A 13858-nucleotide genomic window follows, 5' to 3' on the forward strand; every position below is an offset into this window, starting at 1 on the left:
TGACGAAAAACGTCTGCCTGACTTTTTTCAAAGGGAATGAAAATGCAAAGGCTGAACATTTTTGTCGAATCTCCTTTAGAATGGAATTAAAGGTTTAGCGACTTTCACCTGTGAAATGTGGTGACGTGAAAACTAATGAAATATGAGTATAGTATATCTAATTGGAAAAGGGATAGCAAATTGAATGGAAATTCGTTTATAGGCTATCGCGCGCAATTAAGCATTTATACAAAGAGATACTTTTCAATTCCCTTATGCCGGTATCACCTTTCCTTAAAGCTTAAATATTTTAAGCCCATCAAAACCTAAAATTCATTACTTTTGATCTATTACGTTAAAACCGGTGTTCCTTTAGATTGCTCCACAAGGTTTCTCATCTCAATAAACCACGACTCCAATTCTTCATAAAACCCATAAGACTCCAAATGCATTTTATTAACATTATTCACCAACTCAGTATTGATTTTATTTTTGGCTTTGCTTATTTTTTTTGATTGCTTTTCACTAGTTAGGTTTTCCCATTCAATCGTACTCTCGGAATTACCATGAACTATTTTGGCGATAGTTTCAGGTACGTTTAATCTGTTCCAATCAACTTCCCCCAGTTCGAAGGATTTACCGTACTCAATTTCCAAAACAGCTGGAGTTATATAGTTTTCTAATTCCCTTAGATTCGTTTCAAATGCTTTGCTATTTTCCCTTGTATTAACCGCATCTACAGACTCCCTATATTTATTTGGTTTTTCTGACCCAATATCACTATCATAGATATGTACTTGACACAAATTCAACTTTTCCAGGTAATTATTATTTACCCAAAATTGCAGTGTACTACCTCCCATAGGTAATAGAATTATATTTTCACCACTTAAATTGAAAATCGTTTTCAGCTCTGGAATATTACGGTTTAATGCTTCTAAGAAATGTATGTCATTCTTACCTTCAACACAAATGGCCAATTTAACCTTTGAGACATTATTTAATTCTATATCTGGGAACACACCCAGATTTATCGCGATTTTTTCAAGAATATCAGCTGAAGGTTCCCTAATTATCACATCCCTGTCTGTATTACGGTCAATCATCCTAAGACTTTCTATAGGTAATAATTTTGCAATTGCGGGGCTATGAGTTGTTAGAATAACTTGGTTAATATCAGCTTTGGATAATTCTATAAAGGACTCTATTAATAACTTTTGATGTGAAGGGTGTTGGGATGTTTCGGGTTCTTCAAATGCATAAATTATGTTAGGAACATTTCTTTCTTGTTTTCTCCTTTCAGCTTCTGCCCTAAAAAAGTTCAACAATATTAATCTTCTAACACCACTTCCACGTTTATTCAGCGGAACACCTTTATCGCTTGTAATTGAAAATTTAAAAACACTTTCCCATGTCGGTGACTTGAATTCTGGCTTTAGCTCATTAGCTATTTCTGGATTCATCTCACTTAATTTTTCTAACGTAAGTTCTGCTAATTTTTCTGAAGCACCCTTCACCTCGGAATATACTTCCTCTAGTTTAGTTATTAAGTCATGCTTTTTCAAAATCTCTTTAATGGCCAACTTCATAGGGTCTTGTATTTCGGTATCTTGATCTTCATTTTTTCTATCCGATTGAAAAAGGGAATATACCGGCAAATATTCTTTTAATTTATCCCATATTTGCTTTCCTCCTTCTTGGTCAATTTGTATTTCTTGTGTTTCAAATTTAATACTTTCAAAACTCTTAAATATTGCTTTTCTCATTAACGATGATTTTCTTTTATCAGATACCTCTAAGTTATTATCTTCTACAATTTTTACAAGTTCCGGCTTTTTTAATTTGTGTAAATCCTTTAATTCATTATTAGAAGGGTAAAGAGCTATAAGAACAGTATTAATTAATTTTCCGTTTTTATACTTCTTGTGTATCTCTAACTGACCTGATTCATTTGTCAAATATTCTTCTTCCAAAGAAGTCTCAACCGTTGAATCTACAACCAACTTTTCCGGTAGTCCTTCAAATGCCACACCAATTGTGATAATATCATTACCTGAGTCTATATTGGCATCGTTTTTATCCATTTTAATATTCGCATTAGTATCATTAAAAAAAATATCCAACGCCTCTAAAATAGTTGATTTTCCAATGTCATTTCTACCAACTATTGCCGTTAGTTTATCGAAAGGTGTTTCAATTTTATTTTTATATCCCCTAAAGTTTTCTAGTGAAACCGTTCTAATTTGCATTTTCATTCCCCCTCTACCTCAATATGATTAATAGTAACACTATAACCGTATATTGGTAACCAGAACTTCGTGAGTATTTTGTCAACTATAATTGAAATTTGTAATAAACCTACTTCTTACGTCAATAATAGGAGATAATTATTTACAATAGATTTTTTGAAAGGGGAAGGGAAAATGAACAGTTTAGAGGTCTTTGAAAAAAAGGCATTAGAAGCAATTAGACAGGACATAAACGCAATCGTAGATATCTATCGGGATCATCAATACTTTTGGGGAAATGCGGCTGGATGGGCACCAGAAGAAGCGGAGAGAATCCTAACACGTTCTCGGCTAGATTGGTTACACGCATTATCGGAATCCTTATTCACTTGGACTGAAATCTATCGTACATCTACGGATAACGAAGGAAAGCTAATCCTTGCTTGGGCTAATCTAGGTGCTTTGTTGGAAGGTGGAATCAAGCTTTTTTTATCGGTTTATGTGATTCATTATCAAAAAAGCCAACACCGCTATCTGGACAAAAATGGGAATCTAATTGAACCTGATGTATTGCCTCTGGAAAAACTGAAAGTCTTTTTACAAAAGAATAATATCTTTGATGAAAAATGGTACCCTTTTATTTCGTTGGTGCAACAACGCCGAAATGCCATTCACGCTTATAAAAATCGTGAAATTGGAAATTGGACTGAGTTCTATGATAGTATTGAAAAACTACGTACATTTACGCAGGAGATTAAAGAAAGACTTCCTTATCCCGGGTAAGCCATTATAAATACCTGTAAATATTATTATGACAGATGATAATAACATTACTATCTACCTACGAATATCCATGTCCGGTCATAATCAATAGTACACCTCATTTCTAGTTTATCTTTTCCTGCAATTGTTATACTTTTTAAATAAAGGTAATGCTAAAGCAGGAACTTTAAACAAAGCACCTATTTAAGAAGTCCCCGTACTTAGAATGGGGACTTCTTATACCACTATTTTCTCCTCCATTCGAGCCGAAACTATACACTTTGCAAAAAACTTCAGTAGTTAAATATCGGTGATCAAAAGATTGACCATCCTCCCTAAAATGAATTATATTGAAAGCCTAGCCTTTACCCAAATTCATTAATAAACTCACCGGATTCATCCAGGAAATAAAAAAGCTTTTGAAGGTCTTTAATATCATCTCGTAAATCCAAGTCTACCGCCACTCTTACTTTAAGCCTTTCAGTAGTCACCTTTAACGCTTGCAAGTGTTGAAGCGACTCAGTAACAAAAATAAGACGCTCGTTAAAATGTTGACCTTTCCACTTTAAATACATCATTAAGTCATTAACATCACCGCGAACCACATACACATAAATCGTCTTGCCTTGAAACTGAATCGCACCAATAAACGGCTCGTGGGTTGGCAATATTTCCGAACCTGAAAAATGCTGAAACAGATGAAAGAACAGAATACGCTTCAAAACATCTTCTATTTTGTATTCAATCCAGTAGTTACTTTCATAACAGTCATCCATCCCAGCAATGACTGCTCCATTTATGCCTAGTGAGTAAATCGGTATGATTTGTTTGCTTCTATGGATTTCATGCCGAATAATTTTCTTCTCCGCTGCCATTCGTTTTAATCGTTTCCTATCCAAAGAAAATAACCGGGAGAGTTGTGCTCCCCCGATTAACCCTACAGCTGCAAGTGCCTCTAACGCTTTTCGTTCTTTTGGTGATTCACCGTTGACGTAACTTGATCGCTTTATATTCGACGGAATACGTGTCCAGTGTAGCGACCAAGAGTGTGATAAGGAATATGGACTAAGTGACATTGCCGTTACCTCCTTAGATTATCCTTTGAGGGACCTGATAAATTTCCGCTGTTTAATTTTCTGTGAAAGCAAAAATACACCTTGAGGTCTATTTTGTAATACTAGGACCTTTCGGTTTTCCCGTAATGATTAATTTTTATTACTTATCCATATCGTCAACATCCTTCAGAATTACATCGTCAGCTATTTGAAATTCAATTCTTTTTTCAATGAATCCGTCTTCATTCAGTGGACCTGTTGTTTCTCCAGTCTCATATTCCAAAATCCAATAATGGACACTCTGCTTGTCTGGAATCTGATATCCATTACTACTTTTAGGGGCATCTTTTAAACCAAGTTGTTTTGCTAGGATATACTTCTCATCCCATGCAACCTCGGTAACTTTGGCTGGAATAACATTACTGCCCCAATTACCTTCTCCTGTTTTTGGAGCTATGAATACACTATGGGCGGATGTTCTAACAATCGAATAACTGCCTGGTAAATCTACTTCATAATCTGCTAATCCTGCACAACCACTTACAATTATAAGACTTAACACAGATACGAATAGACAAATGAATAATCGGTTCCTCATAATAATATCCACCTCTTTTATATTACGACGAATAATAAGAATGAAAGTTTTCATAAAAACAAAATAGTCAGATATTTTATCGATAGAACCCACATAACTGTAAGATTATATGGGTTCTAAGAATTATTGGGAAACTGCTATTAAAATCAAAGATACGTTAAAAACACAACATTTTCTCATAACACACGAGTAATACGAGTACGAATCTGTTCTTTCTGTTGATCTGTTTCCAACACACGGACAAGCACTCGATCACCCTTTTTAACATTTTGAAACTTCAAATGACGGGCCAACGAATCCACACCTGCTTCCAGATTGATAAACACGCCATATTCACGGACACCTGAGACTGTACCGACATATTCGTTACCGGAAGTGTAGCGACCAATTGATCGAAGCCATGGATTATCCTGTAATGCCTTTGCACTGACAGTCACTTCCTTCTTTTCCTTATCAATTTCTAGCACTTTTACTCTCAGGTGGTCACCTTGCTTCACCTCTTCTGTTAAATCGTCAATCCAACCGTACCTGATTTCTTCAAGTGGAATCTTAACTTCAATTCCTCCAATATCCGCGCGGACAAATGAGGGGCTGACACTACGTACCACGGCAATGATTTCATCATCTACTTCAATTTTCTTTAGTGTGATGGCTGCCATGTGATCCAGAGCGGCAGTACGTGAGCCAGTGAATACTTCTGCTTCCCTGTCATAATTCAACACTTTGAATGCAACGGACTGTCCTGTCATGGCACGTAAGTGACGGAGGTTGGCAGCACCTGTAAATTCAAGCGGAATATATCCTCGAATTTTCCCCACCCCTACAACTGCACACGGCTTATCTAGCAACTTTTCAATCCCAATGATAGGCGCTTGAATGATTGAATTATTTTGATGTGCACCGTAGACCTCTTTCCAATCTTTATCAAAATTATTTACCGCTTCCACTTTAGATGGGTCAAAACCTTCAATAAGAACCTGTACGTTGTTTTCAGCCATTTTAAAATCTCTCCATTTCATTAGTTTATTTTGTGTGGATATAAACTCGTTTCATTTGATTAATCCCAAAATCCGTCATTAGACTTCACTACATTGCTCGTTTCCTTCGATTTTATTTTTGTACCTGATGACTGTTCAGCCCTTGCTTTCGATTGTTGAACAATGGAAAGCAAAGGCTCCTTCAATTCCTTTTTCTGCTTAGGAACATGTTTCTTTTCGGCTGGCTGTTTTGTTTCGGTTGGCAGAGAAGCAGTTGATTGTTTCTTATCTGTAGTTGCTTCATTAGAATGTAGCGTTTCAAGTTCTGGCTGGGTAATCAGTTCCGTTGGTGATTCAGCCCCTACTTGCATCTCCTGTTCAAGTCCAGCCACCTGTTCTTTTTTCATTTTCGTTCGCTTCTGAAAGCGACTAAAGCGACTAAGCAGACTATTTTTCATTGATGTTTTAAAAGACGTTCCATCTTCCCATTCCCTCAACTCTTTCCAATTGTGAGGAACAAACTGTCCTTTAGCTAACGCTGGCTTTTGCGGTGTTCCATCCTGAAGAAGTTTATGAACAAAGTTGAATCTAGGTATGCCATCCATTAAATCGGTCGGATCGAAACGATATTCTTCATCCTCTGTGTCCCGGTAGGAATCTGGAAACAGACGTGGCAGTAAGATACGATTCTTATATGTGCTTTGCCGCATGATCACTTTGTCTTTCCCAAATTCATCAGCGAAATCCTTAGCATCTTGTGCGGATATGCCACCAAAACAGATTTTGTTTCGACAAGACGTAAGAATCGCCTGTTTCATTGCCTTTGGACCAAGATTTCCTGACTCGATTTCAAGTTGGCCAAGTGACTGGGTAGCAAAAATACCCGCTACCTTATATTCGGCAGCGAGTGATAAAAAGATTTCAACGTCTGGGTTAATGTAACGACTGTATTCATCGACAATCAAAAAATGGGGAATTCGAGTATCTTCCGTTCCCGGTCTTCTGAACGTACCGTTTTGTAAGTGCATAATCATAAATTGGCCGAAGGCATCACCGGCTTTTCGTAGCTTTCCAAGGGCAGTGTTGACCGCAAGGACACCCCCTGTTTCTAAGTGTTCGTCAATATTCACATCGCTTCGACCAGTCATGATAGTTCGTAGGGCTTCATTACTGACGATGTTTTCCAGTTGAGCTCTAAGACCGATTACGAATTGTTGGTATTTCTCACGCATGCTTCCGAGCAGTTCTGCCTCAAAGAAATGCACCAAGTCCGTCATTCCGTCACGATGCTTCAATTCCGCTACCTTTTGCTGTAAAACGTTTTGATCGCGTAGTGTGTTCATCACATCAATAATGTCCATGTTGTCTCCATGTAGTTCTTTCAATAACTTCGTAACATTTCGGGCTGATAGTTCTTGGACAGTCGCAAAGAACGCATCCTGCTTACCAAACAAGCCTTTTAATACAACGACCGTTGCCTCCGCTACTGTATCCGTTTCACCTTCCATCGGATTAAAGCTTGCGGAATTCGGTTTGTCGGGGTCAACGTGAATACATGGTATATCCATTTCTTCGCACATTTCTGCGACCATTGCCGCCACATCCCCTTTGGGCTCGACAACGGATATACCTAACGGAACACCTCTTTTCTTCTGTAACAGTAATTGATAAATCATCGGTTTCAATATGGTTGCCGTCTTACCGCAACGGGTAGGGCCTACGGCAAGCATATGAGTGAAGCAATCACTTCCTTGCCATACGATGGGCATTCCCATCTGCCTCACCTCCTCTCAATATCATTTTTTTATCCAATCCCACTTACCGAAGTACTCATGTATATGATCCATTTTGAATGGTGCACGATCATCTTCTTCATAACTAAACAGCGTCTGAATGGTTCTCGAAATTTTGTAACTAAGTAATTCCAGGTTCTCTTTGCTTTGTTTTCTAATTACCAATTGATTTGACTGTTCATCCTCCTCCCATAAAAATTCAAGTAACGCATTGGCATTTTGAGAAATACGTTCCATCCAAAACCTCATATTCTTGTTGTAGTTTCGCGTACTCATCATCCTTAAAAGTAGAAGGGATGTTTCTAGGGCGACAAAACCCAGCTCGATTAGTTCAGTTGGACTTTGTTTTGCTACATGGATTTCCACTTCAGGGTAGAGATAAAGCTTATTTCTACAGATTTTAGTTTTGAAAAACACCTTCCGACTTCCTCCTTTCGTAAAATTGGCAATAAAAATAACACGTTTCATTCAATGGTTGAATGAAACGTGTTTTGTGTAGGTTAACAGTAATCTTAAACTGTTAAATGATGATATTTTAAAAAACAAATCAAATTAAGGGGCACAACCAACATTCGGCAGAAAACATACGATAAGAAAATTGTTAAACTACTTGTAGTCTATTTAAACAATTTACAATATCTTAGCATTTGTTTTCCCATTTTTGTTGGTAGGAGCCCCTTATAGATTAATTTACAATTTTATAATTGGTATCTGAAGTGTAAAACGTAATTCCGTAATGAGCTTGGACATCTCTATATTGGGTAACATAACCACTAACGATCGTACCATTTACAGTATTAAACCCCGAAGCGATACCAGCTAAGTACAGGGTACTTCCACTTTGATAGAATGCTGCCCCACCACTATCACCCTTTTTAATATAGTTTGTTCCACTTATTTCTGCAACTTTAAATGTTGGATAACCTTCGTATTTAACAGTAGTATTAGCATTCGTAACTAAGCCACATGTTGTATTAGTGGTTTTTCCCGTTTTACATATATTTACACCATCGTACATAGTTGTCCAATTTGAGAAAGAACCATCGAAAACATCAGTAGATGACCAACGTTTGATCTTGTTTGTAGCATACCTACCACCTGTTAAATAGGTGCCTGTTACTCTGACTAGACCGACGTCAAGTCCTGCTCCACTACCAATAGCATGCTGACGACCAACATTTGTATCCCACTGTCTAATTAAGTCTCCACCTGTTGAAGAAGTTTCTCCAACGAAACAGTGTGCAGCAGTAAGTATAAAGTAATTACCACTTTTACTTGCCATTCCAGCTGTAGAACATCCTCCACCATTCTTATTTTTAATTCCTAAACCTGCCCCTAATTGATTCCAATCTGCTTCACGAACTTTTGCCACTTTAGGTACTGAATCTGTTTTCTTTTCCTCAAAGACGTCACCATAATTAGCTTTTATTTGGTTTATGAGTGTTTCGCTTAGGGCGTTATGCTCTAATATAACCTTTTGATTTGCAAACGACGCCACTGCTACAAATGCAAGTTTATTATATTCATCTTCAGAATAAGCATCTTGAATATCTACTAGTATCTTTTCTTTTATTTCTTCTAAATCCAATGTAGAGTACTCAACTAGGTCTGTTACAATATTTTCCTCACTCACTATGTTGGTAATTGATTGTACAGCTATTGCATTTGTAGAACCTTTTGCAGTAGAAGCCTTATATTTCAAATGTAATATACCATTTGAATCAAAATAAAGACCACCTACTTTTTCAAAATTATCTAGGGAACCGTGCCCCCGTTCAATTTCTTTAGTAATCTGTACAACATGCATTAATGCTCTCTTGTCATTAAGAACCTGATTTGATTCTTGCTCTTCATTAGTCATAGCTATATTATCCCTATCGTCAACACTACTACTAGCGACAGCATTGAAACCACCAAATCCAAATGAAAGTGTACAAACCAAAGCCAAGGACAATAGTTTCTTCAAATCAAACTCCTCCTATTCTTTATATTATCACAATTTTCGTACTATCATAAAATTTTGTACATTAAAAGCGTTTTACATAAAACAAAAAAATCTATTCCTGCCGGAATTATATATAGAAAAAAGTGCTGATTTCTAAAATCGACACTTTTTTTATTAATTATCGCTTATAGGTAATAAAATTCTTTTAGAATTGTTAACAAGGACGAGAGTTGCCAATTCATTAGAGATACTTTTGTCCATGGTAAGCACAAAGTTTTTTGGGCTGTCATCAGCAGTACAATTTCCATCTTTTGACACCAAGTTAACTTCTAGTTCATGTTTTTCAGTATTGGCTACCATATCTTTAATGTCATAAGGACAGCTACTTGATTCGAAGAGACCTATAAATAAAATGTCCTTATCATCAGTATCAACGTCCACTAACTCTTCCTTTATCTGAAACTTGCTCCACATTTCTTGATAGTCTTCTTTGTTCTTGACTCTTTCGACAACATACTTCTGTTTGTCGTGCTCCGTAGCCATCTGATCAAAGGAATTTGGCAAGCTCTTTTCGGAAACAATTAGACTTTGTTCTAAAATCTCCGTCCCCCCCTTTTGATTACATCCAAAAACTAATAGTAATATAAAGGTAAGTGCAAGTAATCCTAATTTCCTCATAATGATCCCTCCTTTTAGTGTTAGACGGTTGAATTTTGGTAAAGGTTACACATTTTCATAAAGGTAATAATTTCGAGTACCGGTTCTAACAAAATTCAGAGTTCATTGAGAGCCCTCAATTTATAATTGTTTGGTGGCTCCTACTCGATTACCTTACTTTTCGTTAAGTGTTTTAAACGCATTAAAAATATTCGAAGATTTGAAGATGTCCTTGTGAGTGTATTTCCCTCTCTTCAAGTGTTGTTGGAAAGTATAAGATTCAATTAGAAAAGCATAAATCGCTTTTTCGATAGTGAACAAAAGAATCTGTTGTTCAATAATATTAATTGGAGAAATATCAAAGTAAGTGATTTCGTTTATTCCACCTTTTAAGAGCTGTGACACCCGCTTATTGCCATCAATCAATAAGTACATTTTGTTCCCTGTAGGAAATGTTACAAGATAAACTGGATCATTTATTTCATGCGTTGATTCAATTTCTTCTTCGGTCCACATTACTTTACTGAAAAAATCCTTTCCGGACATTTTATTAGGTGATACTTTACTGTTATTTATATAATTCTTTGCACCTTCAACAATGAAATTGAATTTAAAATTAGCCTTTCCGAAGCTAATCTCTTTTACGAATACTTCAAATGGTGGAATGCCATTTTTCTCCAAGTTTAAAATTTGGGTAGAAGTATCAATCTCAGCGTTTTTAAACACATTCATCCATCCATTTAACCACTCGTCAAAGTACATGAAATCAAATTCCTTCTGTAAAACGTCTTTTTGTAGTTCCTTCAAATCTAAGTCATATTTGGTTAGTGTCGAAAAATCGTAAGCCATAATTCCCCTTCCCCTTTTCAGCGAATTTTCCTCAATACAATTCTACTCTTTCTTCAACTAAAAACCCATTACTTTCCACTAGTCTTCCAAATCCCAAATTCTTTTACTCGTAACTCAACACCCTTATTCTCAACTAAATTTTCGCTCAAACATCCTTATTATCAGAAGAGACACCCAGAACGACTCTAACATTCCTTCGGTCAATCCTTCCCTTTTCCTCCCTTAGTTTTTCAAAATAGCTTTTGTTCGGCTGTTCTACGATATATTGGTTACCGTGCTTTTTCATATTGGAAATTTCTACTCGGATAAAGACAACTTTCAAAGTAATAGGGATCTTCCAAGTTTAAGAAAACCCAACTCGATTAATTCGGAGGGCTTTGTTTTGCTACATGGGCTTCGACTTCAGAGTAGATGTGTAGCTTATTTCTACAGATTTTAGTTTTAAAAAACGCTTTTGGATCCCTCCATTCAAAATGACAATAAAAATAACACGTCTCATCCATCGATAAATTGATAAATGAAACGTGTTTTGTGAAATTAAAAATAGAAATATTTATTCTTATGTTAGTCATTTTCCCTTCTCGGAATTGTTTAACTTTGTAGATCCACATTTTCTGATACGTATTATGGATTAGACCTTATTAATACTTGATCTATCTTAACGTTATAAATTTCAAACTCCTGGCCCTACATCAAGGTGGGTGAAAATAGATTTAAAATGACCTAAGATACTTAACTGCCGTCTCAGCATATATCTCGGCGGATTCTATTAAGTTCTCTATTGAAACCTGCTCATCGTACCCATGGATAGTGCGTTGCTGCCCAGGACCGTAAAAGGCCGTATCAATGCCATTGCGCCGGAAGTGACTGGCATCACTTGAACCAAGCGAAAGTATGCTGAAGACAGGTTCCTCCATTCCGAGGACACGCTGGATCCCCCATTCTATAGACCGTACAATTGGACGATTCTCTAAGGTCCAGTTCGGGTTATTATTGGGCACTATTGGCTCTACAACAGCACCTGGCGCTACAACTCTAACAAGATTCTTGGCGACATTCTGTAAAAACTCGGATTTCATACCGAATGGAACCCGGGTATCCACTTCAATGACGCACTTCTCTGCGATGACGTTTACCTTTGTTCCGCCCTGGATTATACCTGGATTGTAAGAGGGACGATATAGTAATTGTGACATTAAAGGATTTCCAAGACGCTGTGATTGGAACCATTCAGTATTGTACAAAAGATGACCCAGCTCGGCCGGTGGCGTTGCTTTGAACTCCCATAGCTTGGCTAGCGCTTCGACCGCGGCTGCCCCTCTCCGTACAGCGGAGATTCCGGAAAGCGGTTGTTGGCTACCATGCCCGGTCTGACCAGGTATGGTCATCCGCATCCATGCCATGGCCTTTTCACCAACATTCGGATGGCGGGGGTGCGTTGGTTCGCCAATCAGACAAGCATCCCCCTTAATCAATCCCTGATCCAGAAGTGAGGACACCTCCATGCCGCCATTCTCTTCATCCGGAGAAGCAACAAATCCTAGGCTACCTTTTAAATTAAGGGTGGGGGCAAACTCCTGAAGCAGTCCAGCTACAAAGATGAGGGATGCCAACCCACTTTTCATGTCAGAGGCTCCCCGACCTAAAAGCATACCTGATCTGACTTCTCCCGAGAAAGGGTCGAAGGACCAACGCGAACGATCGCCTGCAGGTACGACATCCGTATGTCCACAAAATAAGAGCCGTGGGCCAGGCATCCCGGTTAAGGTGGCATCACAAACCACGGTAACCAGTGCATTTTCACTACGGCGGTGCTCGGTAATCAAGAACCCTTTTGCTGCTAGATATCGGCTAATATGGCGTCCCATTTCTGCCGACCGCTTTTTAAACTCGGGCGATGGATTTTCAGATGGAATTCGAATAAATGAAGCAGCAAGTTCGACTAATTCCTGTTGCCTAGACCTTATCAGTTGCCGAATCATTCTGATACTCATATAAATACATTCCCTCCATAGCCAGCAATAGCCGCAATTTTTCAATACTATCCTATGTGCTTTTCATAGATCATATACTGTAGTTAAAAGGGCGAAACATTTAATGCGTGTTATACAGAGTCTCGTTCAATGCAATGGTTAAACTTTTTGAGCCAAGGATCTATAGAGGTCGCGTTATGAAAATGTGCTTGAGGTTATTGTAAATCCACATTTATCTGTCGCTATCCCATACAGATGTTTTTACGGATTTAGTATATTCCCGAAATTCAACTCAATAGCTACACCAGAAAATTGTATCAGCTATTTTCGTTGATAGCCGTACTTTTCCTTGTAAAAGATTTCTGCTCGGATAATGACAATGTTAAAAGTAAGAGGGATGTTTCGAGTACCAGACAACACAACTCGATTCTGTGTCTTGTTTTACTAAGTAGGCTTTGACTACAGGGTAAATGAAGTTTATTTCTATAGATTTTTAGTTTAAAAAACATTTTGTAGCTTCCTCCTTCCATAAAAAAAGCAATAAAAATAACTTTATTTGGTCTCTAAAGCAATAAATTATAGAAGTCCACCCTTTTTCAATACTCCCATTTAGGTTAGAAGTTTCATTTTCCCAGTTTATAATGGCACTACTGTTCAGTAAAAACTTCTCTATTTCAACCACTTTTACATATGCAATTCTTAAAACGCATATTATTATATTGAATTGTTTTATTTTTTATATTGGAGGCTGACTTGTTAATGACAAATACTGAAGGCATCAATCAAAATAATCAAGATTCCAATACAATTCGTGCAGATGAGCTTGCTGCCCTTGGTGAAGTAATATTTACAGTCGGTTACGCGATATCAACTCTTGCCACAGTGCTTGCATTAGAAGAAGACCGACAAGTGGAACGACAAGAAAAAATCGACAAGGAAAATATGCGGAAACAGATTAAAGATTTAACCAATGAAGTGAAAAAGCTAATAAAACAAATTAACAATGAGAATTCAAGGCGTTCTTAGAATTTCGGATCTAGGC

12 protein-coding genes are annotated in these 13858 nt (G+C 37.4%); 2 read left to right on the top strand and 10 right to left on the bottom strand.

The window, feature by feature from the left end; genetic code table 11:
* Window positions 1-329: 329 nt before the first annotated feature.
* Window positions 330-2228, bottom strand: a complete 1899-nt coding sequence (locus tag ACFPRA_RS22565; RefSeq protein WP_381439755.1) for an ATP-binding protein — start codon at window positions 2226-2228, stop codon at window positions 330-332.
* A gap of 174 nt (window positions 2229-2402) precedes the next feature.
* Here ACFPRA_RS22565 and ACFPRA_RS22570 point away from each other — a divergent pair, with 174 nt between their 5' ends.
* Window positions 2403-2990 (top strand): hypothetical protein, encoded by a 588-nt coding sequence (locus ACFPRA_RS22570; RefSeq protein WP_381439757.1) that lies wholly within the window; start codon window positions 2403-2405, stop codon window positions 2988-2990.
* A 344-nt stretch (window positions 2991-3334) separates the two neighbouring features.
* On the opposite strand, the gene ACFPRA_RS22575 is transcribed toward ACFPRA_RS22570, so the two are convergent.
* The 9 genes from ACFPRA_RS22575 to ACFPRA_RS22615 all read right to left on the bottom strand — a co-directional run bounded on the left by ACFPRA_RS22575 (window position 3335) and on the right by ACFPRA_RS22615 (window position 12837).
* The gene (locus ACFPRA_RS22575; protein WP_381439759.1) at window positions 3335-4045 is read right to left on the bottom strand and encodes a hypothetical protein; all 711 of its coding nucleotides are present in this window, start codon (window positions 4043-4045) and stop codon (window positions 3335-3337) included.
* 139 nt (window positions 4046-4184) lie between these two features.
* Window positions 4185-4622, bottom strand: coding sequence for a DUF3997 domain-containing protein (locus ACFPRA_RS22580; protein WP_381439762.1), 438 nt, complete (start codon window positions 4620-4622; stop codon window positions 4185-4187).
* Window positions 4623-4798: 176 nt separating this feature from the next.
* Complete coding sequence (locus ACFPRA_RS22585) at window positions 4799-5620, bottom strand: S1 RNA-binding domain-containing protein (protein WP_381439764.1); 822 nt, start codon at window positions 5618-5620, stop codon at window positions 4799-4801.
* 59 nt (window positions 5621-5679) lie between these two features.
* Complete coding sequence (locus ACFPRA_RS22590; protein WP_381439766.1) at window positions 5680-7374, bottom strand: type IV secretory system conjugative DNA transfer family protein; 1695 nt, start codon at window positions 7372-7374, stop codon at window positions 5680-5682.
* Window positions 7375-7395: 21 nt separating this feature from the next.
* Window positions 7396-7809 carry a hypothetical protein gene (locus ACFPRA_RS22595; protein WP_381439769.1) on the bottom strand — a complete coding sequence of 138 codons (414 nt, stop codon included), beginning with the start codon at window positions 7807-7809 and terminating at the stop codon, window positions 7396-7398.
* Window positions 7810-8077: 268 nt separating this feature from the next.
* Entirely contained in the window at window positions 8078-9358 is a 1281-nt protein-coding gene (locus ACFPRA_RS22600) for a S1 family peptidase (protein ID WP_381439771.1), read from the bottom strand.
* 153 nt (window positions 9359-9511) lie between these two features.
* The gene (locus ACFPRA_RS22605; RefSeq protein ID WP_381439773.1) at window positions 9512-10015 is read right to left on the bottom strand and encodes a hypothetical protein; all 504 of its coding nucleotides are present in this window, start codon (window positions 10013-10015) and stop codon (window positions 9512-9514) included.
* Between the two features lie 153 nt (window positions 10016-10168).
* Window positions 10169-10843: a hypothetical protein gene (locus ACFPRA_RS22610; protein ID WP_381439776.1), complete on the bottom strand. Its 675-nt coding sequence runs from the start codon at window positions 10841-10843 to the stop codon at window positions 10169-10171.
* A gap of 713 nt (window positions 10844-11556) precedes the next feature.
* Window positions 11557-12837, bottom strand: coding sequence for a M20 family metallopeptidase (locus ACFPRA_RS22615; RefSeq protein WP_381439778.1), 1281 nt, complete (start codon window positions 12835-12837; stop codon window positions 11557-11559).
* Window positions 12838-13575: 738 nt separating this feature from the next.
* Between ACFPRA_RS22615 and ACFPRA_RS22620 the strand changes: the two genes are divergently transcribed.
* Window positions 13576-13842 carry a hypothetical protein gene (locus ACFPRA_RS22620; RefSeq protein WP_381439782.1) on the top strand — a complete coding sequence of 89 codons (267 nt, stop codon included), beginning with the start codon at window positions 13576-13578 and terminating at the stop codon, window positions 13840-13842.
* Window positions 13843-13858 lie beyond the last annotated feature (16 nt).

Origin of the sequence: Sporosarcina soli (genome assembly GCF_042655805.1) — a bacterium.
In the GTDB taxonomy this organism is placed as follows: domain Bacteria; phylum Bacillota; class Bacilli; order Bacillales_A; family Planococcaceae; genus Sporosarcina; species Sporosarcina soli.

What these genes read in the sequence shown, in the direction of transcription:
- ACFPRA_RS22565 (WP_381439755.1), bottom strand. Translation starts at nt 2,228, where the DNA reads ATGCAAATTAGAACGGTTTCACTAGAAAACTTTAGGGGATATAAAAAT.
- ACFPRA_RS22570 (WP_381439757.1), top strand. Translation starts at nt 2,403, where the DNA reads ATGAACAGTTTAGAGGTCTTTGAAAAAAAGGCATTAGAAGCAATTAGA.
- ACFPRA_RS22575 (WP_381439759.1), bottom strand. Translation starts at nt 4,045, where the DNA reads ATGTCACTTAGTCCATATTCCTTATCACACTCTTGGTCGCTACACTGG.
- ACFPRA_RS22580 (WP_381439762.1), bottom strand. Translation starts at nt 4,622, where the DNA reads ATGAGGAACCGATTATTCATTTGTCTATTCGTATCTGTGTTAAGTCTT.
- ACFPRA_RS22585 (WP_381439764.1), bottom strand. Translation starts at nt 5,620, where the DNA reads ATGGCTGAAAACAACGTACAGGTTCTTATTGAAGGTTTTGACCCATCT.
- ACFPRA_RS22590 (WP_381439766.1), bottom strand. Translation starts at nt 7,374, where the DNA reads ATGGGAATGCCCATCGTATGGCAAGGAAGTGATTGCTTCACTCATATG.
- ACFPRA_RS22605 (WP_381439773.1), bottom strand. Translation starts at nt 10,015, where the DNA reads ATGAGGAAATTAGGATTACTTGCACTTACCTTTATATTACTATTAGTT.
- ACFPRA_RS22610 (WP_381439776.1), bottom strand. Translation starts at nt 10,843, where the DNA reads ATGGCTTACGATTTTTCGACACTAACCAAATATGACTTAGATTTGAAG.
- ACFPRA_RS22615 (WP_381439778.1), bottom strand. Translation starts at nt 12,837, where the DNA reads ATGAGTATCAGAATGATTCGGCAACTGATAAGGTCTAGGCAACAGGAA.
- ACFPRA_RS22620 (WP_381439782.1), top strand. Translation starts at nt 13,576, where the DNA reads ATGACAAATACTGAAGGCATCAATCAAAATAATCAAGATTCCAATACA.